General features: G+C 71.0%; 25 protein-coding genes and 1 pseudogene. 13 read left to right on the forward strand and 13 right to left on the reverse strand.

Features of this window, described 5'->3' with window-relative positions; translation table 11 throughout:
• Window positions 1-633 precede the first annotated feature (633 nt).
• Window positions 634-765, reverse strand: coding sequence for a hypothetical protein (locus CLV67_RS54485; RefSeq protein WP_275414951.1), 132 nt, complete (start codon window positions 763-765; stop codon window positions 634-636).
• A gap of 118 nt (window positions 766-883) precedes the next feature.
• On the opposite strand from CLV67_RS54485, the gene CLV67_RS46385 reads away from it, so the two are divergent.
• Window positions 884-2,047, forward strand: coding sequence for a helix-turn-helix domain-containing protein (locus tag CLV67_RS46385; protein ID WP_106330375.1), 1,164 nt, complete (start codon window positions 884-886; stop codon window positions 2,045-2,047).
• A gap of 60 nt (window positions 2,048-2,107) precedes the next feature.
• Here the strand turns inward: CLV67_RS46385 and CLV67_RS46390 are convergent, their stop codons facing one another.
• The 3 genes from CLV67_RS46390 to CLV67_RS46400 form a co-directional block, all read right to left on the reverse strand.
• Window positions 2,108-2,581, reverse strand: a complete 474-nt coding sequence (locus CLV67_RS46390) for an HAD domain-containing protein (RefSeq protein ID WP_106330376.1) — start codon at window positions 2,579-2,581, stop codon at window positions 2,108-2,110.
• Window positions 2,582-2,654: 73 nt separating this feature from the next.
• A complete protein-coding gene (locus tag CLV67_RS46395) occupies window positions 2,655-3,473 on the reverse strand; it encodes a transglutaminase-like domain-containing protein (RefSeq protein WP_106330377.1) in 819 nt (272 codons plus the stop codon).
• A 130-nt stretch (window positions 3,474-3,603) separates the two neighbouring features.
• The gene (locus tag CLV67_RS46400) at window positions 3,604-4,710 is read right to left on the reverse strand and encodes a phospholipase D-like domain-containing protein (protein ID WP_106330378.1); all 1,107 of its coding nucleotides are present in this window, start codon (window positions 4,708-4,710) and stop codon (window positions 3,604-3,606) included.
• 163 nt (window positions 4,711-4,873) lie between these two features.
• On the opposite strand from CLV67_RS46400, the gene CLV67_RS46405 reads away from it, so the two are divergent.
• A complete protein-coding gene (locus CLV67_RS46405; RefSeq protein WP_106330379.1) occupies window positions 4,874-5,338 on the forward strand; it encodes a hypothetical protein in 465 nt (154 codons plus the stop codon).
• Between the two features lie 32 nt (window positions 5,339-5,370).
• On the opposite strand, the gene CLV67_RS46410 is transcribed toward CLV67_RS46405, so the two are convergent.
• Window positions 5,371-6,006 (reverse strand): hypothetical protein, encoded by a 636-nt coding sequence (locus tag CLV67_RS46410; protein ID WP_146169586.1) that lies wholly within the window; start codon window positions 6,004-6,006, stop codon window positions 5,371-5,373.
• 45 nt (window positions 6,007-6,051) lie between these two features.
• On the opposite strand from CLV67_RS46410, the gene CLV67_RS46415 reads away from it, so the two are divergent.
• Entirely contained in the window at window positions 6,052-6,546 is a 495-nt protein-coding gene (locus tag CLV67_RS46415) for a GNAT family N-acetyltransferase (protein WP_106330381.1), read from the forward strand.
• Here CLV67_RS46415 and CLV67_RS52435 read toward each other — a convergent pair.
• Together CLV67_RS52435 and CLV67_RS54905 are read right to left on the reverse strand one after the other, a co-directional pair.
• Window positions 6,539-7,015 carry a hypothetical protein gene (locus CLV67_RS52435; RefSeq protein ID WP_106330382.1) on the reverse strand — a complete coding sequence of 159 codons (477 nt, stop codon included), beginning with the start codon at window positions 7,013-7,015 and terminating at the stop codon, window positions 6,539-6,541. The genes CLV67_RS46415 and CLV67_RS52435 overlap by 8 nt on opposite strands.
• 535 nt (window positions 7,016-7,550) lie before the next feature.
• Window positions 7,551-8,033, reverse strand: a pseudogene (locus CLV67_RS54905) (alpha/beta hydrolase family protein); the annotation flags it as partial.
• A gap of 21 nt (window positions 8,034-8,054) precedes the next feature.
• On the opposite strand from CLV67_RS54905, the gene CLV67_RS46430 reads away from it, so the two are divergent.
• Window positions 8,055-8,663, forward strand: a complete 609-nt coding sequence (locus CLV67_RS46430; protein WP_106330383.1) for a YdeI/OmpD-associated family protein — start codon at window positions 8,055-8,057, stop codon at window positions 8,661-8,663.
• On the opposite strand, the gene CLV67_RS46435 is transcribed toward CLV67_RS46430, so the two are convergent.
• Complete coding sequence (locus CLV67_RS46435) at window positions 8,664-9,545, reverse strand: alpha/beta hydrolase fold domain-containing protein (RefSeq protein WP_106330455.1); 882 nt, start codon at window positions 9,543-9,545, stop codon at window positions 8,664-8,666.
• 160 nt (window positions 9,546-9,705) lie between these two features.
• Between CLV67_RS46435 and CLV67_RS46440 the strand changes: the two genes are divergently transcribed.
• Window positions 9,706-10,452, forward strand: coding sequence for an SAM-dependent methyltransferase (locus tag CLV67_RS46440; protein WP_106330384.1), 747 nt, complete (start codon window positions 9,706-9,708; stop codon window positions 10,450-10,452).
• Between the two features lie 14 nt (window positions 10,453-10,466).
• Here CLV67_RS46440 and CLV67_RS46445 read toward each other — a convergent pair whose 3' ends face one another.
• Window positions 10,467-10,937, reverse strand: a complete 471-nt coding sequence (locus CLV67_RS46445) for a nitroreductase/quinone reductase family protein (protein WP_106330385.1) — start codon at window positions 10,935-10,937, stop codon at window positions 10,467-10,469.
• A gap of 140 nt (window positions 10,938-11,077) precedes the next feature.
• On the opposite strand from CLV67_RS46445, the gene CLV67_RS46450 reads away from it, so the two are divergent.
• Window positions 11,078-11,905, forward strand: a complete 828-nt coding sequence (locus CLV67_RS46450; protein ID WP_106330386.1) for an SDR family oxidoreductase — start codon at window positions 11,078-11,080, stop codon at window positions 11,903-11,905.
• Here the strand turns inward: CLV67_RS46450 and CLV67_RS46455 are convergent.
• Both CLV67_RS46455 and CLV67_RS46460 read right to left on the reverse strand, forming a co-directional pair.
• The gene (locus CLV67_RS46455) at window positions 11,898-12,518 is read right to left on the reverse strand and encodes a hypothetical protein (RefSeq protein WP_106330387.1); all 621 of its coding nucleotides are present in this window, start codon (window positions 12,516-12,518) and stop codon (window positions 11,898-11,900) included. The genes CLV67_RS46450 and CLV67_RS46455 overlap by 8 nt on opposite strands.
• Window positions 12,519-12,582: 64 nt before the next feature.
• Entirely contained in the window at window positions 12,583-16,350 is a 3,768-nt protein-coding gene (locus CLV67_RS46460) for an nSTAND1 domain-containing NTPase (RefSeq protein WP_146169588.1), read from the reverse strand.
• 226 nt (window positions 16,351-16,576) lie between these two features.
• Between CLV67_RS46460 and CLV67_RS52445 the strand changes: the two genes are divergently transcribed.
• The 7 genes from CLV67_RS52445 to CLV67_RS46485 all read left to right on the forward strand — a co-directional run bounded on the left by CLV67_RS52445 (window position 16,577) and on the right by CLV67_RS46485 (window position 20,871).
• Complete coding sequence (locus tag CLV67_RS52445) at window positions 16,577-16,741, forward strand: hypothetical protein (RefSeq protein WP_170154259.1); 165 nt, start codon at window positions 16,577-16,579, stop codon at window positions 16,739-16,741.
• Window positions 16,713-17,192 carry a macro domain-containing protein gene (locus CLV67_RS46465; RefSeq protein ID WP_106330389.1) on the forward strand — a complete coding sequence of 160 codons (480 nt, stop codon included), beginning with the start codon at window positions 16,713-16,715 and terminating at the stop codon, window positions 17,190-17,192. Before CLV67_RS52445 ends, CLV67_RS46465 begins: the two co-directional genes overlap by 29 nt.
• A gap of 10 nt (window positions 17,193-17,202) precedes the next feature.
• The gene (locus tag CLV67_RS52450) at window positions 17,203-17,349 is read left to right on the forward strand and encodes a hypothetical protein (RefSeq protein WP_170154260.1); all 147 of its coding nucleotides are present in this window, start codon (window positions 17,203-17,205) and stop codon (window positions 17,347-17,349) included.
• A gap of 148 nt (window positions 17,350-17,497) precedes the next feature.
• Complete coding sequence (locus CLV67_RS46470) at window positions 17,498-18,049, forward strand: thymidine kinase (RefSeq protein WP_106330390.1); 552 nt, start codon at window positions 17,498-17,500, stop codon at window positions 18,047-18,049.
• Window positions 18,050-18,123: 74 nt separating this feature from the next.
• Window positions 18,124-18,615 (forward strand): DUF3592 domain-containing protein, encoded by a 492-nt coding sequence (locus CLV67_RS46475; protein ID WP_146169589.1) that lies wholly within the window; start codon window positions 18,124-18,126, stop codon window positions 18,613-18,615.
• Between the two features lie 22 nt (window positions 18,616-18,637).
• The gene (locus CLV67_RS46480; protein WP_106330392.1) at window positions 18,638-19,417 is read left to right on the forward strand and encodes a metallophosphoesterase family protein; all 780 of its coding nucleotides are present in this window, start codon (window positions 18,638-18,640) and stop codon (window positions 19,415-19,417) included.
• Entirely contained in the window at window positions 19,414-20,871 is a 1,458-nt protein-coding gene (locus tag CLV67_RS46485) for an FAD-dependent monooxygenase (protein WP_106330393.1), read from the forward strand. The genes CLV67_RS46480 and CLV67_RS46485 overlap by 4 nt, the downstream gene beginning before the upstream one ends.
• On the opposite strand, the gene CLV67_RS46490 is transcribed toward CLV67_RS46485, so the two are convergent.
• A complete protein-coding gene (locus tag CLV67_RS46490) occupies window positions 20,862-21,530 on the reverse strand; it encodes a hypothetical protein (protein ID WP_106330394.1) in 669 nt (222 codons plus the stop codon). The two genes, CLV67_RS46485 and CLV67_RS46490, sit on opposite strands and share 10 nt — an antisense overlap.
• 92 nt (window positions 21,531-21,622) lie before the next feature.
• The gene (locus CLV67_RS46495) at window positions 21,623-21,988 is read right to left on the reverse strand and encodes a VOC family protein (protein ID WP_106330395.1); all 366 of its coding nucleotides are present in this window, start codon (window positions 21,986-21,988) and stop codon (window positions 21,623-21,625) included.
• Window positions 21,989-22,025: the final 37 nt, after the last annotated feature.

Consider the following 22,025-nt stretch of genomic DNA (forward strand, 5'->3'; position numbering starts at 1 on the left):
CGGGTGAAACGGAACCTTAGACAGCTCCACCTCACCCGGAGGTCCTCGCCTATTTCAGGACTTCCGCAGCGTTACCAACGTCCGTGGCCAGTACATCTAGAGAGCTTTCGCGGCCAGGATCTCCGGCACTCCGCCGGGCACGGACGGTCGTGCCGGGCCCGGCACGCGCGCCCTCATACCGCCCCGCTTCGCCACCCACCCGCCGCCCGCGGGCACGCGCGACCCCGGACCGTCCAACGACCGCGACGGACGGGCTCCCGCATACCGCAGGACACACACCCGGACTGCACGTGTGCTCCCGACGTCGCCGGCAACGACGACCCGATCCCACACAGCGAAGCCGTGGACGCCCACCGTCGCCACCGCGACGTCCGAGTCGCACGCAGCAGCTCCGTGTGACGCCGCCGCAGCAGCACCGGCCCACCACAGCACCGGCCCACCGCAGCATCGGCCCACCACAGCACCGCTCTCCAAGCACCGCACCAGGCGGCACCCTTCAACTCAGCCGGAGAATCCCGCTCCCATCCTTTGCCAGCCGGATTCCGCGTCTGAGACGCGGCCGGCGGGCTCGCACCCTGATCGCGAAAGGTGCCGGGAGTCCCCCGTGGGCTGACCACAGTGGTCCGGCGAGCCTCAGCCGAGGTTCGTCACGAACGTGACCATGACGTTCACCGCTTCCAGCGCCTGCGTGATGATCGCCAGCACGACGACACAGGCCGCCAGCCGACGGCGCGTCCTGACCCACCGTCCATCCGTCTCTCTCATACCCGGGAACAGTGCGGCCCGCCCGGGACGGATCCGCGTCGGTGACGTACCGGTGCACGAATGGAACGCCGGGCCGCGTCGGTGAAATAGCGTGTGCTGACATCGGAGGGAGAATGCGATGTCACGATCTGCCAGCCCTGACCGCACCATCGGTGAACGGATCAGGGCACGCCGCCTGATGCGCGCCTGGACCGTCCGGCACGCCGCCGACCGGGCCGGCATCTCGCACGCCTCGTGGAGCCGCATCGAACGCGGGCTGCAGGCGGCCGACAACCGGTTCGTCCTGGCCAAGCTCGCCGCCGCGCTGGACTGCTCGGTCGTCGACCTGATCGGCACGCCCATGCCGTCCGTGGACCGGCGGGCGGCCGAGGCCCAGGCCGGGGTCGCCGCCCTGCGGGGCGCCCTGGTCGAGATAGACCCGACGACCGAGTCCACAGCGCCGCAACGCCCGGTCATCGAACTGGCGCGTGATCTGTCACTGATGCGGGACCTGCGCCACCAGTGTGAATACGACCGGGCGATGGCACTCGCCGCGCACCTCGTCAGAGACCTGTATGCGGCGTGCCACGGGCCGGAACGCGGAACGGCGCTGCGGATGCTCTGCGAGGCGACGTTCCTGGCCTCGTCGCTGCTGCGCTCGCTCGGTCATCCCGGCGAGGCCTGGCTCGGCGCGGAACGCTGCCGGGACCTCGCCGACGAGATCGGCGACCCGGTTCTGTCCGGCCTGGCCGCATTCGCCCGCGCCTGTGCCGCCATCAGTTGCGGTTCCTACCGGCGGGCGCTGGCCATCGCGGAACGGGCGGTCAGCGGCCCCCACCCGGGCTTGGAGGTCACCGGGGTACTGCACCTGGTGGGCGCGGTCGCCGCCCGCGACGACGCGTGGGCCGTGGAGGCGGCGGGCATCGCCCGCCGGACGGGCGAGACGACCACGCACGCGCTCTTCTTCGGACCGGCGAACGTCAGCCTCTGGCGATTCGGGATGATGATCGACGCCGGCGATCCCCGCGGCGCGCTGATTGTCGCCCCGCCGGCGGACTCGAGTGTCGCCCGGGTGAAGTCCCGGCTGGTCTTCTTCCACGCGGACCTGGCCCGGGCACACGCGGGGCTGCGTTCCGACGAGGCGGCCCTCCGGCATCTGCTCATCGCGGAACGGGTGGCTCCGCAGCATGTCCACTCCTCACCGCTGTTGCAGGAGACGACCCGGGCGCTGCTCAACCGCAGTCAGCCCCGAGCCGGCGCGGCGCTGCGGGGGCTCTGTGAGCGCATGCAGGTGACGCGCTGAGCCGAGGTTCCCCCGCCGCCCGCCGCGACGGCGGGCAATCCCGGCGCGAAAGGGCCGTCGTCAGAGGCATCGGACCCATTCCAGGACGTTGTCGACGTCGGAGCGGGTCCAGCCGACGGCTGGGTCGACGGAGACCAGCAGGGTCGGCGCGGGGCGGGCCGCGGCCCAGCGCAGGCCTCTCGGCGTGTGGTTGTCGTCGATCCACGCGGCCGGGCGGTCCCCGGCCACCCGGTCGACGGCCGGGACCTTCAGTTCCGGCTCGAACGGCACCGTCGGGAACCTGACCACCGGCAGCGGGTCGACGCCGAGCAGCGGCAGGAACAGCTCGTTGGCGTAGTCACCCCAGCCGGTCGCCCACCACAGTTCGCCGGCTGCGGCCAGTTCACGGATCCAGCCGGCGTGCGCCGGGCAGTAACGCTGCGGATCCTCGCCCTCGAAGCACACATGCTCCAGGTAGCCGTCGGGACAGGCCGCGGCCGCGAACGGGTTCAGCACACCGTCGAGATCGAGCAACAGAATCGGTGCCTTGCTCATGTTCCCACCCTACGAACGGCACCCCGCCCGCGCTGCCCCGACATCACGCGTCGTGTGCCGAGGACCGGGTCGGTCACCGGACGAGGTCGGCGGGCACCGGGAGGTCTCCGGAGGCGTACAGGGCGGCGAGGGCCGCCGGGTCGTCGGCGGCGCAGGTGGCGGCGATCGTGTCGATCAGCTCGTCGTAGTCGGGACCGGTCTCGTGGCGGTAGGAGGCGCCCATGCGACCCCACTCGTCCCACGGCAGGGTCTCGATCTTCTGCAGGGCGGCGAGGTCCCGGACGGCGTTGCCGCGGATCTCGGCGGGGCCGAAATTCTCGGTGCCGTAGACGCCGAACCTCGACGCGTCGATCGTTCCGCGACGGTAGGCGGCCCAGGCCTCGCCTCCGGTGAGGAATTCGCCGACGGCCAGGTCGTCGGGCTGTTTCACCAGGGTGCCGCCGAGGATCTCGGTGTCGACGCGCACCCAGCGGCCGTCGCGGCGGTACTCGGTGATCCAGTGGTCGAGACCCTGACCGGGCTGGAAGTAGGTGGCGAACCCGCACCGGGTGCGGGCCTCGATCCCCCGGTGACGCATCAGGGCGCAGCTGAGCACCGCGAAGTGCCGGCAGGTGCCGACCACCCGCTGCTCGGGGCCGCGTGGCACGGTCAGCGGGGCCGCGTCGATCGCGAGCAGGGCGGTGATGATGTCGGCGGCGGCCCGTAGCTGGTTCGAGGCGAACCGGTGCTCGGGAAGTTCGAGTTTCCCGGCGTCGCCCGGCTGGATGACCAGGTCGTGCACGGCCCGGCAGATCGCGACCGGATCGGGCGGCAGGTCGGCGAGCGCCGGCTCGTGGCGCGAGCCGATCGTGGTGAGCGGACCCGGCGTGGCGTAGTCGATCGTCTCCGTCATGCCGGGAATCGTAGGATTTTCAGTGCCCAATAACCATGCGCGTGAGCCGCCTTGGGGCCGCACGCACCGCGGACGTCGCGGTGTAGTCAGGGACCGCGTGGATTCGGCGGGACCCGGAGGGCGTACGAAATCATGGCTTGATGGGGTTGGAGAGGTCGGTGACGATCCGATCGATCTCGGCCAGTGCGTAGGCGGCCAGGCCCCGCTGTGCCGTCTCGGCGGCCGGGTCGGTCTCCTCGAGGTCACCGAGCACGACCACGTTCTCGTCGTTGAGGGTGTTGGCGGGCCCGGTGAAGTTGAAGCTCCCGGCGATCACCAGGCGCTCGTCGATGATCATGAGCTTGTGGTGGACCTTGCGGACGCCGTTGCCGGGAGTGTTCTCGTAGAGCTCGGCCCCTGCCGCCAGCAGCCGTCCGGTGGCCGCCCACTTCTGCGAGCCCTGGCCGCGGTCGAGCACGCCGCGGATCGGCATGTCGGCCTTGAGCAGCCATTCCATCGTGTCGTCGATGCCGGAACTCTGGGCGAACGTGAACATGGCGAAGTCGACACGTTCGCGGGCCTTCAGCATCTGCTTCATGATCTCCATCTCCGGCCCGTGGTAGGGCGCGAAGATCGGCTTGACCCGGATCCGGCCGAGCCGGAACTCGGCGGGGCGCGGGTTGACGCGCTCCTGGAGGGCGCCGAACGTGCCGGAGCGCATCCGCTGAAACTCGGCGAGATAAAGAGCCGCTGCGGTACGGCCACGCAGGACCACCAGGTGGTTGAGGTTGTTGCCCCGCTGCTCCGGGTTGTCCGGCGGGTTGGTGCCGGTGTCGGTGCGGGTGAAGTTCGTCGACCCGGTCAGCACCGCGGCGCTGTCGGTCGCGGCGTCGCGGACGATGAACTTCTGGTGGAAGATCTTCGGGTTCAGGTCGGTGATCAGGTCGACGCCGGAGCGCAGCAGAGCCGCGTGGATGACCCGGTTCGTCTCGTTGTCGCCGGCGGCCGCCCACGGGTCGCCGCGGGGCGGGTCCTCCCGCAGGTAGTCGCCCTCCAGGATGATCTGGATGCGGACCTTGCGCCGCTTGGCGGCCAGGACCGACTCGGCGATGCTGCGGGAGTCGAGTTCCTGCACGGCTATCAGCAGCGACTCGGTCGCGTCGTCGATGAAGTCACGGATCACGCGGTCGAGGTCGTCCGGGCCGCCCAGGATCGGCGGTCCGGTGTAGAACTCGACACTGCCCAGGTCGATGCCCACGACGCCAGTCTCGGCCGCCGGCGGCGGCCGGGCCTCGGATGATCGGACTGTCCCTTAGGGCGAGATTGACGCGGTGACCGTCATCGACGGAGGTGTCCGCCGTGGACCGGCTCGTCCTGGACCACCTGCGAGCCGTGCGCCCGCTCGCCTAGGATCCGAAATCATGATCGATGCGGATGCCATTCTCGACGGTACGGACTGGGCCGAGCTCGGCCACGCGTACGGCTCGGCCGAGGACGTCCCGGAGCGGCTGCGGGCGCTGCTCAGCGAGGACGAGGGCCAGATCGCCGAGGTGTGGGACGACCTGGCCAACGCGCTGACCCACCAGGAGTCGGTCTATCCGGCCACGGCTCCGGCCGCGCTGTTCGTGGCCGCGATCCTGACCGACCCGCGGACCGATGTCCGGTTCCAGGGCCGCCCGCTGCGCGCCGAGCTGATCGACTGGCTGGAGATCGTGGCGGCGGGCGCGATCGAGGCCGGCGACGAGTTCGACGAGCCGGGCATCGCCGAGTGCACGGCGGTCATCCCGCAGCTGCGGGAGTCCGTGACCGCGCTGGCCGGTGATCCGGACGAGTCGATCCGGGAGTCGGCGGAGACGTTCCTGGAGACCACCGCGGACGAGGAGTGACCGTTTTCGAACTGGGCTCCTCGGGCTGGGATCTACGCGGTCGCACCGCCCGGCGAGCGGGCCTGCTGAGGGTGCATGTCCTCGAAGCTGGTCACTACAGCCTCGGCAGCCTCGGCGGCCTGCTCCCACCCGGCCTCCGGCGCCTGTGCGGTCACGACGACGGTCCGGTCGCCGCGGTACGGGATCGTCCAGTGGCACTGCCACCACTGCTCGCCCTCGTGACGGTAGCCCAGCTCGACGGCCTCGGCCCCCTCACCGATCGTGCTCCGCCGCAGGACCGTCTGGCCGGGTGCCACCAGAGCGCCGGGGCCAGCCAGCCGCCCCCGCGGCACGGGCCCCTGCGTGAAGATCATCGAGGTGCCGGGGCCCAGTAGGTAGAACGGGGTGGCGTCGCTCTCGTCGCTCGGTGACTCCAGGACGAAGCCGGCCGGCCAGCGGGTGCGGAACACCGAGGTCTCGATCGTCCAGTACGGCAGCTCGGGGCCGTCCGCCACGTCGAAGACCTCACCGCCGTCGACCTCACGGCCCGGCTGAAGGACAGCGTGCAACGGTCCGGACGGGGTCCAGCGGGTGACCCGGATGTCGTCACCGTCGCGCTCGAACGCATACGGCCAGTGCGGCACGAGAACCATTCCGAACCCGGCCAGCCGGGCGAGCACATGTCCCACGGACGGCAGCGTAGTCGGCCTTGCTCCACCTGGAAGGCTGAGGGGATGACGCACCGGATCATCGCGATGGCCGACGAGCACGCCCGGCAGGTTCTGGAGATCTACCGGCTCGGCATCGAGGGCGGCAACGCCACCTTCGAGACCGAGCCGCCCACCTGGGACCGGTTCACCGCCTCCCGGCTGCCCGGGCTGCGGTTCGTGGCCGTCGAGGACGACGGGACGGTGCTCGGCTGGGCCGCCTGCAGCCGCGTCTCCGACCGCTGCGTCTACGCCGGAGTCGTCGAGCACTCCGTCTACGTCCACCCGGACGCGCACGGCCGCGGACTCGGGCGGGCCCTGCTCCAGGCACTCATCACGGGCACCGAGAAGGCCGGGATCTGGACGATCCAGTCGGGGATCTTCCCGGAGAACACCGCGAGTCTCGCCCTGCACGCGGCCTGCGGATTCCGGGTCGTCGGCACCCGCGAGCGCGTCGGGAAGCACCACGGCGTCTGGCGCGACGTGGTGCTCCTCGAACGCCGCAGCCCCGAGATCAGCTGACCAGCGGGAGCGTCACCGCCAGCGGCCACGCCACGACGACCCCGCCGGTCACGGCGATCAACCAGGTCGGCACGGCGAACCGGTTGAGGATCGCGCTCCACACCGTCTGCCAGAGCAGCAGCCCGATCAGCGGGAACAGCACCAGGATCACGAAACCGTGGGTCAGCCCGGTGACGGCCGCGGCGGCCAGCACGGCCACGAACACCGCCGAGATCGCCAGCAGGTGCAGCGACACGCCACCGGTGAGGCGTTCGGCGGCGTACGCGAACAGGGCGAAGGCCGCCCACACGATCAGCAGGAGCCACCAGCGGGCGCCGACCGGCAGGGCGTGGGTCAGGCCCAGGTGCACCGGCACGGCGATCGCGACCATCGCATAGGGCACGAGCACCAGCAGACGAAGGCGGCCGGGGCGCGGGGTCGAATCCTTCGAACGCCATCGGGCGTACGCGAGAAGCAGCGCCCCGATCACGGCCGCGTACCCGGCGACGTAACCGGCGATCGCCAGCGGCAGGTCGCTGGCGCAGGAACCGGGCCGCCACCGCCGCGGCCACGGCGACCGTGCCGACCGCCGCCAGCCCGACGACCGCGGGGATCAGGCGTGTGGTGCGCAGCCCGGACGGCGGCCACCGCCCCTCGGACGAGCCCGCCAGCAGGGCGACGAGCGGGTAGAACCCGATCAGGAACGCCAGCACCAGCAGGGCCGCGCCTACCAGCCGCCGTCCCGGGAACGGGATTCCGTCATCGCCGCGGGTTTGATCCAGCCACGCCACGGTCTCCCGGTGCGTCTCGGGCGCGTACAGGACGGTGATGTGCTCCACGCCCGGCACGGTGTGCACCGCCCGGTCGTCGCGCTGCGCGGCGGCGCCGGTCGCGGCCTCCTGGAAACCGGGGAACTCCAGGCCGCCGACGATGGTGAGCAGACGCGCGGGCCCGTCGGCTGTGGCCGCGGCGGCGTCGGGCAGGGAGATCGCCACGGTCGCCGTCACGTCCGGGTGCGCGGCCGCATAGCGGGTGACGGCCCCGGCGCCCATCGAGTGCCCGACGAGCGCGATCCGCGACGGGTCCACGTCCGGCAGCGACCGCAGGTGGGTCACCGCCGCGTCCAGGTCCCGTTGGAGGGCCGCGGTGGACTCCGCGGTGCCGGCGGCCTGGTCCGGCAGCGGCCGGGTGTTGGCGCCGTGGCCGGAGAAGTCGAGCAGCACGACCGCGTAGCCGCGCGCCGCCAGGGTGTCGCCGAACGGGGCCATCAGCCGCGCCGACCCGGAGAAACCGTGCGCCACGACGACACCCGGATGCGGGCCGCCCGACGGCGGGAGCACCACGTCCAGGGGCACGCCGGCCGCGGCGGTGTGTGAACGGCGCACGTCCGGACCGGCGCCGGCGAGCAGCCAGCCGCCACCGGCCGCGAGTACGAGCAGTAGCAGCAGGACACGTCTCATGGGGGGCACTCCCTGCGGCTCGACTGCGGACGCCGATCGTACGGCCATGGTGAAGATAGTCTGATCTCCATGCCGAACGCTGAGCTGGAGGAGCTGATCGTCGCCGATGCCGGAGAGCTGCGCGCGTGGCTGGCGGAGAACCACGCGACGTCGCCCGGCGTGTGGCTGGCCCTGACCAAGAAGGGCGGCACCGTCACCACGCTGACCTGGCGGCAGGCGGTCGACGAGGCCCTGTGCTTCGGCTGGATCGACGGGCAGGCCCGCAAACGTGACGAGGGCTCGTCCTGGATCCGGTACACCCCGCGCCGGGCCCGCAGCATCTGGTCCCAGCGCAACGTCGAGAACGTGGCCCGCCTGGAGGCCGGCGGCCTGATGCAGCCCACCGGCCGCGCCGCCGTGGACGCGGCGAAGGCCGACGGGCGGTGGGCGGCCGCGTACGCCCCGCCGTCGGAGGCCGTGGTGCCCGACGACCTGCTGGCCGCGATCGCCGCCGAACCGGCCGCGCAGGCCATGTTCGACGTCCTCACCAAGGGCAATCGCTTCGCCCTGATCGGCCGCCTCAACATGGTGAAGCGGCCCGAGACCCGGGCCCGCAAGATCACTGAGTTCGTGGCGATGCTGGCCCGGCACGAGACGCCGTACCCGCAGAAGGCGAGGCCCGCGACCGGGCCACAGTGATCAGCCGCAGGTCGCCCGGATGTGAGCGGCGACGGCCTGGCGGCCGGCCCGGGCCTCGGGGACCGGGAGCAGCGGGTAGACGTGCACCGCGCCCTCCTGTTCGTGGTAGGTCAGCGGCACCGACGGCGGGAGCCGGTCGCGCAGCAGGCGGCAGTCGGGCAGGGTGATGTCCCGGGTGCCGACCAGGATCTGCAGCGGTGGCAGGCGGGACAGGTCACCGAAGAGCGGGCTGAGCCGTGGATCCTGCAGCGGGACGTCGCCGGCCCAGGCGGCGGCCAGCGGGCGCAGGCCCGGCCGCATCAGCCACGGGTCGTGGGGCTCGACCCGGTCGACCTCGGGATTGCTGATCGACAGGTCGAGCCACGGAGCGATCGCGGTCAGGCCGGCCACTCCCCCGGCGGGTCCGCCGACGGCCTGCGCGGCCAGCAGCGCCAGGCCGCCGCCGGCCGAGTCGCCCGCGAGGTAGCAGCGACGGCCGCCTGCGGTCTCGGCGGCGATCACGGCGGTGACGAACTCGGACGCGGCCAGGCCCTGGTGTGCCGGCGCGAGTCCGTAGATCGGCACCGCCACCTCGTGGCCGGTCGTCCGGGCCAGGAACGCCACGAGCGCCCAGTGCTGCCGCACGATCTCACTGGTGTACGCCCCGCCGTGCAGGTAGATCACGGTGACACCGGTGCCGGGCCCGGCCGGGCGTACCCGATGAAGATCGAAACCGTGATCGCGGGACGTGCTCACGTCGAAGGACTTGCGCAGCGCCGCGGGTGGGCCCGACGGCCCCTTCGGGCGCGCGAGCGTCCGCAACCCGGCCGCCTCGGAGGTGAATTTCCGCTGGTAGGCGAGCCGGGTGAAGGCCGCCACCACATTCATCTGCCAGCTCGTCACGGCGCCGATCATAGGGCCGGCCACCGGCAAAATCGATCGTGTGATCATCTCGGCGGGGCTAGATTGTCTGCTTCCGCTTCGACCTTGTGGGGTGCTTGCATGCGTGTCTGCGTCGGTTCCGTTCCGGTCATCCGTACGTCCGACGTGAGGAATCGTAGAAGTGGAACTGGCACGTAGTCATGTGATCCGGGAGCGGGATCACCGCATCCACGACCCGTTCACCCCCGAGAAGCTGGCCACCCTGGGAACGGCGATCCGGCTGCGGCCGGGTATGTCCGTGCTGGACCTGGCGTGCGGCAGCGGCGAGATGCTGTGCACGTGGAGCCGTGACCACGGCGTCACCGGCACCGGCGTCGACATCAGCACCCCGTTCCTGAGATCGGCCCGTGAGCGCGCCACGGAGCTGGGCGTGAGCGACCGGTTGTCGTTCGTGCACGGTGACGCGTCCGGGTTCGTCGCCGGCGAGCCGGTCGATGTGGCCGCCTGTGTCGGGGCGACCTGGATCGGCCGTGGCGTCGAGGGCACCCTCGCTCTGCTCGAACGCAGCCTGCGGCCGGGCGGTCTGTTGCTGGTCGGTGAGCCGTTCTGGCGGCTCGACCCGCCCGACCAGGCGGCCGTCGAGGGCAGCGGCACCTCGTCGCGGGAGGATTTCCTGGACCTGCCCGGTCTGGTGGAGTCGTTCGGGCGGCTCGGGTGGGATCTGGTGGAGATGGTGCTGGCCGACGAGGACGGCTGGGACCGCTACGTCGCGGCCCAGTGGTTCACGGTCCGGGCCTGGCTCGACGAGAACCCCGACGACGAGCTGGCGCCGGCGTTCCGGGCCGAACTGGACACGGCACCGCTGGCGTACGTGCGCTACCAGCGGCGCTATCTGGGCTGGGGCGTCTTCGCGCTGAAGCGGCGCTGACGACGGACCCGTCGTCAGGCGGGCCGCGGCTCCAGAACGATCACGGTGGTGGGCGTGGTCCGCCGGCCGGCGAACTCGTCGAGGTTCGCGCTGGTCTCGCGCCACAGCGCCCACAGCCGATCGTGTTCGTCCGGCCGGGCGGCGCGTGCGCGGACCTCCCGGTGCGCGCCGCCCGGCAGCACCACGTGTGCGTCCGGGTTGGCCTGCAGGTTCAGCCACCAGTCGGGCTCGCCCTCACCCCAGCCGTTCATGGCCATGGTGTACAGGTTGGGCCCGTCCTCCAGGTAGGCGAGGATGACGACCCGCTCCCGGCCGCTGCGCCGCCCCGTCACCGTGACACTCATGGTGCCCCACTTCGTCGGCTTCGCCCGCTGCAGGGCGAACCGGCCGCCGCTCACCCTGTACATCGCCCGGTGCACTGCCCACGCGGTCCTGATCACCCAGCGCGGCGGCAGCCACGGACCACCGGACTTCTCTTCTGCCATGGTCATCACCCCTGACGGAGGCGGTTCGTCGATGTGACAATCCACTGTGTCAGCTGTGCGCACCCCGAGAGCCGGCCCGGACCGGCGGTGATTCGTATTGCGGACGCGTCGTGACCGTAAATCGCCATAGCGTCGTGCCCATGACGACGACATTGGTCACCGGAGCGACGGGGAACGTCGGGCGCCACACCGTGGCCGCCCTGGTGCAGGGCGGCCACGAGGTCCGGGCGCTGACCCGTGACCCCGCGAAGGCCGAGCTGCCGGGCGCCGAGCTGGTCAAGGGTGACCTCACCGAGCCGGGCTCGCTCACGGCGTCTCTCGACGGTGTGGAGGCGGTGCAGCTCATCACCTTCGCCGGGGAGGATCCGCTGGATGAGCGGACGAGCGCGGCCATCGTGGCGCGGTTACGGGACGCGGGGGTACGGCGGGTCACCGTGCTCAACGGCGGCGGTGACAGCCCGCTGCAGACCGCGGTGCAGCACAGTGATCTCGAATGGACCGTTCTGGTGCCGGTGGAGTTCATGTCCGGAGCGCTGGACTGGGCAGGCTCGATCCGCGACGAAGGGGTGGTGCGGACGGGTTTCGTCGGGCGGCGCAGCGCCATGGTGCACGACGCGGACATCGGCGCGGTCGGCGCCGCCGTGCTGGCCGGAGGCGGTCACGGCGGACGGGAGCTGCCGATCACCGGCCCGGAGGTGCTGACGCCGCCCGACATGGTGCGGATCATCGGCGAGACGATCGGCCGGGAGGTACGGCTGATCGCGCTCACCGAGGAGCAGGCCCGCGACCAGTGGCGTGCCGAGGGCTTCCCGGACGAGGTCGTCGAGTTCTTCGTGTGGGCGCACGGCAGCACCCCCGAGATCGGCTACACGGTGACGCCGGCCGTCGAGGAGGTCACCGGCCGTCCGGCGCGGACGTTCGCCCAGTGGGCTCGGGAGAACGCCGACCGGTTCCGCACGGTCAGGTGAGGTTCAGGACGTACGAGTCGCCGTCGCGGTGGAAGCCGAGGCGGCTGTAGTACGGCGCCCGCATCCGGGGCGGGGTCACGACCGTGTGGCAGCCGCGGTCGACGAAGTACCGGCTGCGGCGGAACACGAACTCGCCCGGGGTGAAGTCGCGGTATCGCTCGGTGACGTAGTCGAGTTCCACCTGTGCCACGCCGCTGCCGGACGGGTGGAACACGACCACGCCGACCACCTCGTCGCCGTTGAGGACCAGGAAGGCCGCGGCGTCGCGGCGGTCCAGGTCGGCGGCCGTGAAACCGGGGTTGAACCGGGCGATGTCGTCGTGGTGGGTCCGCAGGACGTGGCCGAGCAGCGCGTCGCCGGTGCCGACCTCGACGACCTGGTACGCCTTCTCGTCGTGGCGGGTGGCCAGCATCCTGACCAGGTACCAGATGTTGATGACGGCGAGCACGACGTTGAGGCCGACCATGGGCCAGACGCCGACGGCCGCGTTGAAACCGATCAGAACCAGGCAGCCGAGCAGGTTGAGGGCGCGCAGGCGCAGCAGCCGGGTCTGCAGGAGCGACCAGACGAGCAGTGCCGAGCCCGCCCAGCCGATGATGTCGAGAACTTCCACACGGCCAGCCTAGAGGTCGCAACACGCCGGAAATCCAGCGGATACACGCCGCCGTGCTCGCGTCTCAGCGACAGGGTTGAGGGAGGGGCTCGTCGGGGACGTGAGCGTTCCAGGTCGCTGCGCTGACGGTTCCCGCTCGATCACAGAGGTGAGTCAGTGGATTGCGGAACTGCCAGAGATCCCACAACCGCACCGAATCATGGTCGTTGAGAGCCAGCATGCCGCCGTCCGGGCTGAACGCTCCGAAGGACGGCGTATCTACGGCCAGCGGTCCGGCAGTCGCGGTGCTCGTCATCAGGTCCCACACACGAACCGGCCGGTCGAGTCCCCCGACCGCGGCGAGCAGTTCGGAATTCTGACTGAAATTGATCGCCGGAGCCATCCCGTCGGGAGCCTCTACCGGACCACGGATCGGCTTTCCGGTTCTCGGATCCCACAACCACACGGTGGCATTGCGGCCGGGGCCGTTGACGACGGCCAGCTGATCACCGTCCGGGGTGAAGAACATTTCTGTCACCGAGTAGTCGCTGCCCTTGAAAGGCCCGTGGACCAACTGTCCGGTGCGTGGATTCCACAGCCGAACCCGACCGTCGGCTCCGCCGGTTGCCAGCAGCGTGCCGTCCTGGTTGAAGGCTATGACTGCCGTCTGCCCGTCGTCGCCTCGAACAGGGCCGCTGATCTTCTCCCCCCTCTGCGGATCCCAGATCTCAACGCCTCCATCGCCTCCAGCCGTCGCCAGGAGTGCACCGTCTGCACTCAACGCCATGCTGTCCGTCTGCTCGATGTCTGCGGGAAGGAACTCACCGACCGGACGCCCAGTCCAAGCATCTCGCAATCTGAGTGGTCCGCCGAGACCGGTGACGGCCCGAAGGACGCCGTTCGGACCTCGGCCGACTGCGGCGATGCCAGGCAGCGGTACGCCCGCGACCGGTGGACCGCCCAAAGTCCACACGGTCCCGGTACCGGCGCTTTCGGCCAGGACCACTTGCGTACCGTCACCGCTGAAGACCGCCTGTCCCGGCAAGGTGGATCCTGGTAGCTCATCGGCGGGGTGGGCGGTGGCAGGGTTCCACAGCCGTACCGCGGACTCCAGCAAATCGGCGGTCACCAGCAGTTTGCCGTCCCGGCTGAACAACGGCCGCGCGGGCGCCCGGCCGTTGCTGATCAACGGGCCACCGATCGCCCGCCCAGTACGCGGATCCCACAGTCGCATCGAGTCCGCGGCGCCGCCCACGGTGGCCAGGCGGGTGCCGTCGGGACTGAAGACGATCTCCCTGACCGTTCCGGTCTTCAGCCGGCCGGCCGCTTTCGCTGTCCGGGTGTGCCAGAGCCGGACCGTACCGTCGTGGCCTCCGATCGCCACCAGGTCACCGTCCGGGCCGAGCGCCACCGGCGCGCCGGTGGCGGTGCCGGTCATGGGAGGGGCGACGGACCCGCCGGCCTGCCAGTTCCACAACCTGACCGTCCCGTCGTCCCCACCGACGGCCAGAAGGCCGCCGGTGGCGCTGAATTCGATGCTGCGAATGCTCCTCCCACCGAGGGCCGGCACCGTTCCCGCCTGTCGCCCCGACCGGGTGTCCCAGAGCCGCGCTGTTCCGTCGGCCTCGACGGTCGCCAACCGGGTGCCGTCAGGGCTCAGGAAGTCCGTCGCCTGGTCGAAGGCGCCGAACGGCCAGTCCAGCAGCCTGCGGGTCCTCGTGTCCCACCGCTGGGTGCCCTGGTCTCCGACGATCAGCAGGTCGTCGTCGGTGATGAACCGCAACATCATCACCACCCCAGAGGTGGCGGCTATCGGGGAACCGGCGAGTCGCCCTGTCCAGGGATTCCACATGCGTACCAGCCTGTCGGCACCGGCGGTCGCCAGCGTCCCGCCCGGGCTGAAAGCAGCCACGCCGAATGCCGCCGGCAGGACACGCCGATGATCGCGAAGTAGGACACCTGCGGCATCGAGGGCATCACGGGTCGGGCTCGCAGCGAGTGCCGCGGCGGCGAGTTGTTCGGAGACCACGCGGTCGGTGGCGTCACGACTGAGCCCGGCGAGCAGGCGTGACACCGCGACGGCACGTTGCCGGTCGGCCTGCAGTGCGCTGAGCCGGGCGCGTTCGGCGCTACGGTTCTCGCGTACAGCGGCGATGCCGGCCAGGACTACGAGCAGAACCATCGATGCGGCTACACCCCGGTAGGCGCGGCGTCGGCGCCGGGCGCGGTGGTGGCCGGCCCGGAGAAAGTCGGTGGTCTCCGGATCGACCGCGAAATGCTGTGCGGGATCGGCGATCCAGCGCCGGAGGGCGTCGTCGACGGCGAGGAGCCGGGCGCCCTGGTAGAGGTAGGACGGGTCACGCCGGCGTTGCCGCCACTCGTGTGCGTCGCCGGTGAGGGCCTGGTGCAGGATCTGGTCGGTGAGGCTCGGATGCAGCCAGTCCCGGAGCCGGTTCCAGGAGCGCAGAAGCTCCTCATGGGCGATGGTGACCGTGTCGTTGTCGGAGACGGTGAGCAGCCGTTGAGCGGCAAACGCCTCGACGACGACATCGGTGGCGTCGCTTCCGACTGCGACACGCAGGGCACTACGCGTGCTGGGGCGCCGGGTGAGCCGGCCGCCGGTCGTTGCGGTGAGATGGAGGAAGACGGGGCGAACGGCTTCCCGGTGGCTCGGGGCGAGGGCTTCGTAGGTCTGTTCGGCGCTGGTACGGACGATGTCGGCGATACCGCCGGTGCGGTGATAGCCGGCCACCGTCAATCCGGCGGACTCACCGGCCTGCCACATGACGAACATGACCTGCGACAGCAGGGGCAGGGATCCGCTGTCGAACCCGACGGGCAGGTTGTGTTCGCGCAGGTCGTCCAGAATCGCGGTGCACAGGTCGTCAGGAACCCGGGCACCTGCTTCGGCAGCCGGTCCGGTGATGGCCTCACGCAGTTCGGACTCGCTCATCGCGCCGACGGTGAAGGCGCCGGCTTCGGTGGCATGCCGAACCGGCGGGTGGACCAGGGCCTGGTCGAGGAAGTCGGCGCGGATGCCGGCCACGATCAGGGCGCCGGGAAGCCCGCCGGGGAGGACCGGTTCGGTGGCCAGACTGTGCAACGCCGCCAGGAAGCCCTGCTGTTCAGTCGTGTCGGTGGTGAGGGTCAACAGCTCCTCCAACTGGTCCACGACCAGCACCAGGCGCCCGCCGCCGGAGGCGGCCAGCGCTTGACCGGCGAGCAGATGTGCCTGTCCGGGGCGCGCAGTCAGTGTCTCCCGTACGGAGAGAGCGTCGGCACCGGCGAGTTCGGCCAGGTGGATGGCGAGTTGTCGCACGGGCTCGCTGGTCGGGGTGATCACCCGTCTGGGCCAGAACTGGCATCCCGGCGTCAGGGCGTCGGCGGCCAGAGACCCCATCAGTCCGGCGCGCAGCAGTGACGACTTGCCCGCGCCGGAAGGGCCGAGCACGAGCAGGATTCCCGCATCGGCGGGGTGCCCGCGGAGACGGTCGAGGAGCCGGCCGGTCAAGGTGCGGCGACCGTAGAAGACGGGGGCGTGTTGTTCTTCGAACGGCAGCAGGCCCCGGTATGGGCAGCCTTCCCATCCGGGCCGGCGCGGCCGTGTGGCATCGGCGGTGCGCTGGGCGGCCCGGTCGGCCTCTGTTCCTTCGGCGTAGTGCCGGATCCGGGCCTGCTCCCGGTCGGTGGCTTTCAAAGCCTGCGCCACGCGTACGGCCACGTCCGGGCCGGGAACGGTCTTGCCGGCGAAGATCTGGCTGAGGTAGCCGACCGACACTCCGCACACAGCGTTGATCTTTCGCAGTGACGGATCACCCGCGCGTTGCCGCAGCTCGATGAGTAGATCGCACAACCGGCGATGATCACCGACCGGGACACGCCCCGGTCTCTGCCCATGATCACTATCCGAAGCCACAGCGTCGAAGGTAGAGATCGCAGGCCCTGCCGTTCGGGCTGTTCGTCAGCACACCAGCCGTTAGTGCGACACGCACATCGACGCCGCGGACGACCGGCGGCGGCGGGGCCGGGGCGGCGGCCGGCCGAGGGCATGCCGGCGGCCAACACCGGCGGGTTACTTCGTGCAGCTCGTGGTCGCCGACAAGGCGGCCGCCGCGAGTATCGACGGCTGGTCGGAGGGGCTCAGCGGCTGGCAGGGGTGGATCATCATGAGTATTGCCGTGGCGGTGCTCGTGGCCCGTACGCGAAGATCATCCGATGTCCGAGCTGAGATTCGTCAAGGGTGACGCCACCAGCCCGCAGGCGAAGGGGCCGAAGATCATCGCGCATGTCTCCAACGACATCGGCGCCTGGGGCAAGGGCTTCGTCGTGGCGATCTCCAAACGATGGCCCGAGCCCGAGCGGGAGTTCCGGCGCTGGCACCGGGAGCGGGCCGGCAACGACTTCGGGCTCGGCGCGACCCAGCTGGTGCAGGTGCAGCCGGACGTCTGGGTGGCGAACATGGTCGGCCAGCGCGGTATCCACCGGGCCCGGAGCACCGGCGTGCCGGTCCGGTACGAGGCGATCGAGAGTTGCCTGCACACGGTGGCCGGGCACGCGCTGCGGCTGAACGCCTCGGTCCACATGCCGCGGATCGGTTGCGGCCTGTCGGGCGGCAAGTGGGAACGGATCGAGCCGATGGTGGTGGCCGCCCTCTGTGACCGCGACATCCCGACCACCGTCTACGACTTCGACTGACCGCCGGAACATGATCAAGAAGCAGCAGGGCATCATCCTGTACGGCCACGAGGCCGATGCCGTGGCGGCGGCGTTGTCCCAGCTCGGCTCCCGGCGCCGGACTGCCCGCCCGGCGACGTGGACGTGGTGCTGCCGAGCGGCGATCTGTGGGTGCTGACCGAGCCGCGATCCGGGGAGATCATGGTGTGCCGGACCTGCGTCGCCCGGCATGCCTGACGCGGTCGATCAGCGTACAAAATCAAGGTCGTCGCACTTCATGGGAGGGTGCCCGGCCCTGACCGGAGGGCTGGTGGCACGGTGGCGGCATGGATTTGACCGTGATCCTCGGCCCGATGAAGGGCGGCAAATCGCTGGAGATGATCAGCCTGCTGTCGCCGCTGCAGTATGCCGACATTCCGCACCGGATCTACCAGTCGGCCCGGCACGGGCGGGACACGGCGGTCACGTCACGGTCGGGTGGCAGCCTGCAGACGGTCAAGGTGCACGACCTGACGGGGGCCGCGGACGGAGGCGTCGAGGTGATCGGCGTCGACGAGATCCACATGTTCACGGTCGACGACATCGCGGTGCTCGGCGCCGCGGTGCGGTCCGGGGTCAAGGTGGTGGTGGCCGGAATCGACCTGGACCACCGCGGCCAGCTGTTCGCGCCGGTCCGGGCCCTGTTCGAGCTGGCGCCGGCCGAGGTGATCTACCGGCGGGCGGTCTGTGACGTGTGCCGGTCGCTGGACGCCACGCACACCCAGGTGCTGGAGCACGGCAAGCCGATGATCCGCGAGCTCGCGCCGTCGACGGCCCTGCCGGACGACGGCACCTACACGTACGAGGCCCGCTGCCGCCGGTGCGTGGTCCTGCCCTGAGCCGGGCGACGTTTCGATTCGCCGCGATCCGGCAACCCCGTTCTGCGGATCGAGGCTCACGAATGGAGACGGGGATGAGCGACGCAGCCGAGACGGAGAGCACTCGAAAGACCGGCCGCTCCGCCTACCGGAAGGTCTGGTGGCTGCGCTTCTGCCTACCGGTGATCGCCCTCGCCGTGTGGGGGTACTTCGCGACCACCGCGGTGTCGGCGTACCGCCTGGCGAACGAGGGCGAGGTGGTCTCCGGCGTGGTCACCGAGGTCGAGAGGTACGGTCGCACGCACACCAACACCGTACGTTTCACCACGGTCGACGGCCGGCAGATCGAGACGACCATCGCGCCGGAGACCTGCGAGCTCAAGGAGCCCGGCGCCGCGATCCGGATCCGGTACCTGGCCTCGGACCCCTACAACAACGCCCAGGACACCTGCGACCAGGCCCGTAACGAACTGTCGATCGGTGCCGCGCTGGGGGCGCTCGCGCTCACCGCGCTGAGTGTGCAGGCGTGGCGGTTGTGGCGCCGGCATCGCGGGAGCGGCCAGCTGCCGCCGGAGTACCGCATCTGACCGACAGGCTAGGGTCGGGGCGGTGGAGCGCATCGCATTGATCTCGGACGTGCACGGCAACCTGACCGCTCTCGAGGCGGTGCTGGCCGACATCGACGCCCGCGGCATCAGCCGGATCTTCAACCTCGGCGATTACGTGGGCAAAGGCCCGCGCGGCCGGGAGGTGATCGACGTCTGCCGGGAGCGGTGCGAGGTCAACATCCTCGGCAACTGGGACGACTTCCTGCCCGACCCGGATCGCGAGTTCGACAGTGAAGGGCTGGCCTGGTGGCTGGCGCAACTCGGCGAGGGTCAGGGCGAGTGGCTGCGTGCGCTGCCGTTCTGTCACGATTTCCTGGTCAGCGGGCGGCGGGTGCGGCTGTTCCACGCGTCGGCGACGACCGTGCACCGCCGGGTCCGGTTCGATCACGACGAACAGGAGTTCCTCGGCATGTTCGCCAGCACCCCGGCCACCGGTGAGGGGCCGGTGCCGTCGGTGGTCGGTTACGGCGACACCCACGACCCGTTCTACGAGGTGTCCGGCGAGAACCTGACGCTGTTCAACACCGGCAGCGTCGGCAACAGCATGAACGACCCGACACCGGTCTACGTGATCCTCGAAGGCGTGATGGGCTCGACCACGGCGGCGCCGTTCTCGCTGCAGTTCGTGCGGGTGCCGTACGACGTGGAGGCCGAGATCGCCGCGGCCACACTGCTGGGCATGCCGGAACTCGACGGCTACATCTCGGAGCTGCGCGACGGCGTCTACCGCGGCGCGATGAACGACCCGAACCGGCGGATGTACCACCGGCGCCCCCGGTGAACGACGAGCGTGCCACGGTGATCGTCGCCGGCATGGGCCCGGTCGGCGCGTTGCTGGCCGCGCTGCTCGGCGGCCGGGGCGTCGCGACCGTCGTGGTCGAGCCGCAGCACCGGCCGTATCCGAAACCCCGCGCCGCCGTGCTCGACGCCGAGGCGATCCGGGCGCTGAGCCTGGTGCCGGGCCTGCCACCGGCCGAGGCGTGGGCGACGCCGGTGGACCGTAACGGTGTGATGGACGCCCGGCACCGGCCGCTGTTCATGACGGAGCAGACGGCACGGGTGTTCGGGCATCCGCAGATCGCGCGTCTCGACCAGCCCGCGCTGGAGGCCGGCCTGCGCGCCGCCGCCACCGGCACCGGCAACGTGCGGATCCTGGCCGGGCGCAGCGTGACCGCTGTCGAGCAGGACGACGACGGGATCACCGCGGTCCTCGACGACGGCGGCCGCGTCACCGGGCGGTGGCTGGTCGGTTGCGACGGCCTCGGCAGTACGGTCCGCACGGCGGCCGGGATCGGCTTTCCCGGCGACACCTATCCACAGCCGTGGCTCGTCGTCGACGCGTCGAACCGGGAGCCGGCCGACATCGCGTCGAGTGTGGCGTTCGTGCTGGATCCGGCGCGTCCGTGCGTCGCCATGTCGCAGCGTGACCGCCGGCGCTGGGAGTGGATGCTGCTGCCCGGCGAGGACCCGGACCGGATGGCGGCTGACGAGACCGTTCGTTCACTGGTCGGGGCCTGGGTGGATCCCGGTGGCCTGGACATCGACCGGGCGGCCGTGTTCACCTTCCACGCCCGGACCGCCGAGCGGTGGCGCGCCGGCCGGGTGCTGCTGGCCGGCGACGCCGCCCACGTGATGCCGCCGTTCGCGGGCGCCGGTCTCGGCATGGGGATCCGCGACGCCGCCGCGCTGGCGTGGCGGCTCGCCGACGTGGCCGGCGGCGCCGATCCGGTGCTGCTCGACGGCTACGAACGCGAACGCCGGCCGGACGTCGAGGCCATGACGACGCTGGCGTCGCGGATGGGACGGATCGTGCAGTCCCGCAGTCGTACGACGGTGCGCCTCACCCGGCTGGTGCTACGGATGCTGGCGCCGCTCGCCGGGCTCGGGGCCCGGCCGCTACCGGCCCGCAGGCTGCCCCGCTCCGTTGCGGGTCGCCTGCCGGGAGCGGGGCGGCCGTTGCCCAATCCACGGGTCAGTGTCGGTGGCGGGCCGCCGCAGCGTCTGGACGACGTCGTCGGGTACCGGTGGGCGTACATCGGCCACGGTGTCGATCCCCGGACCGTGACCGCCGGTATCCCCGCCGGTGCGGTGCTGCTCGCCCTGGACCGCCCGGATCCGGCACCCGGCTGCCTGCCGATCGCCGACCTCGACGGGCTCCTGACCGCCCGGCCGGGCAGTGTCACGGTGGCCCGCCCGGACCGCTTCCTGCAGGGACGCCTGACGGGTCACTCGTAGCAGCCGGCGCGGTCACTCTCCAGCCCCACGCTCGTGACCTTGCTGTCCTGGATGTTGATCCGGTAGTGCGCGCCGTCGCCCTTCACCACGTCGACCAGCACGTCACCTGAGGTCCGCTCGGCGTCGGTCGTCTCGTCGCCGTCGACGCGCCAGGTCAGCCTCGGGTATGCCTCACGCACCGCGGCCAGGGTGCTGCCGGGCCGGATGCCCTCCGGGGTCCGCTGGTTGCCGAACGAACCGAGCGCGCGCAGCCCGTACTTCCCATTGAAGATCATTCCGTCGTCCTCGGACCGGCCCTTCCAGTAGGCGGCGACGCATCCCTCGGGCCCGCGGTCCTCCTGGCCGGGGATGACCACGATCAGGCCGGTCGCCTTGGCCGCGGTCAGGCTCATGCCGATCCTCAGCCGCCCGATGCGGTCGGGGTCGATCGTCAGGTCGGTGAGGGCGGTGCTCGTCGTCCGGCTGGGCGGAGGGCTCGACGGCGTCGGGGACTTCGATACGGCCGACGGGACGGCAGCCGGCTCCGACGTCAGCGAGGCAGCGGGCGAGGCGAGACCTGCGGGGGCGGCGGCGCCGTCGACGTGCTGGGGGCCGCTGCTGCACGCGGCGGTGAGGCTGACGAGCGCGGCGACGACGAGGATCTGGACCGGACGATGCATTGGAGGGTTCCCTTTCCCACTCGGTTCGTCAGGTGTGATGCGTCGTCCGCTGACTTGGTTCTGGTTTCCGATAACGAAGACGTAACGGAAGATCAGGTGACGGCTCCGCGCTCGATGCAGAACTCGTTGCCCTCCGGGTCGAGCAGGGTGACCCAGCCCCGGCCCTCGGGTCCGCGATGGTCCTCGTGCAGTTTCGCGCCGAGGCCGATCACGCGGTCGACCTCCTCGTCGCGGGACCGGTCGGTGGGCTGCCAGTCGAAGTGGACACGGTTCTTGACGGTCTTGCCCTCGGGGACGCGGATGAACAGCAGGCCCGGCACCGGCGCGGGGGCCTCGACCAGCACCTCGTCGTCGCCGGGCTCGTCCTGGCCGGACACCGGCCAGCCGGTCACCCTGCTCCAGAACGTGCCCAGCTCGTACGGGTCGGCGCAGTCGACGGTCACGTGGCGAAGTCTCATCCGGATCACTCTAGAGAGCTCTCGTGGTCGGGGTGTG

This window comes from Actinoplanes italicus, assembly GCF_003001815.1.
In the GTDB taxonomy this organism is placed as follows: Bacteria; Actinomycetota; Actinomycetes; order Mycobacteriales; family Micromonosporaceae; genus Actinoplanes; species Actinoplanes italicus.

Excerpts from the sequence above, each read along its gene's own strand:
- CLV67_RS46415 (WP_106330381.1), top strand. The coding sequence starts at position 6,052 with ATGACGCACCGGATCATCGCGATGGCCGACGAGCACGCCCGGCAGGTT.
- CLV67_RS46450 (WP_106330386.1), top strand. The coding sequence starts at position 11,078 with ATGACGACGACATTGGTCACCGGAGCGACGGGGAACGTCGGGCGCCAC.
- CLV67_RS52450 (WP_170154260.1), top strand. The coding sequence starts at position 17,203 with ATGATCAAGAAGCAGCAGGGCATCATCCTGTACGGCCACGAGGCCGAT.
- CLV67_RS54485 (WP_275414951.1), bottom strand. The coding sequence starts at position 765 with ATGAGAGAGACGGATGGACGGTGGGTCAGGACGCGCCGTCGGCTGGCG.
- CLV67_RS46475 (WP_146169589.1), top strand. The coding sequence starts at position 18,124 with ATGAGCGACGCAGCCGAGACGGAGAGCACTCGAAAGACCGGCCGCTCC.
- CLV67_RS46405 (WP_106330379.1), top strand. The coding sequence starts at position 4,874 with ATGATCGATGCGGATGCCATTCTCGACGGTACGGACTGGGCCGAGCTC.
- CLV67_RS46495 (WP_106330395.1), bottom strand. The coding sequence starts at position 21,988 with ATGAGACTTCGCCACGTGACCGTCGACTGCGCCGACCCGTACGAGCTG.
- CLV67_RS46465 (WP_106330389.1), top strand. The coding sequence starts at position 16,713 with ATGTCCGAGCTGAGATTCGTCAAGGGTGACGCCACCAGCCCGCAGGCG.
- CLV67_RS46470 (WP_106330390.1), top strand. The coding sequence starts at position 17,498 with ATGGATTTGACCGTGATCCTCGGCCCGATGAAGGGCGGCAAATCGCTG.
- CLV67_RS46430 (WP_106330383.1), top strand. The coding sequence starts at position 8,055 with ATGCCGAACGCTGAGCTGGAGGAGCTGATCGTCGCCGATGCCGGAGAG.
- CLV67_RS46490 (WP_106330394.1), bottom strand. The coding sequence starts at position 21,530 with ATGCATCGTCCGGTCCAGATCCTCGTCGTCGCCGCGCTCGTCAGCCTC.
- CLV67_RS46445 (WP_106330385.1), bottom strand. The coding sequence starts at position 10,937 with ATGGCAGAAGAGAAGTCCGGTGGTCCGTGGCTGCCGCCGCGCTGGGTG.
- CLV67_RS46390 (WP_106330376.1), bottom strand. The coding sequence starts at position 2,581 with ATGAGCAAGGCACCGATTCTGTTGCTCGATCTCGACGGTGTGCTGAAC.
- CLV67_RS46385 (WP_106330375.1), top strand. The coding sequence starts at position 884 with ATGTCACGATCTGCCAGCCCTGACCGCACCATCGGTGAACGGATCAGG.
- CLV67_RS46395 (WP_106330377.1), bottom strand. The coding sequence starts at position 3,473 with ATGACGGAGACGATCGACTACGCCACGCCGGGTCCGCTCACCACGATC.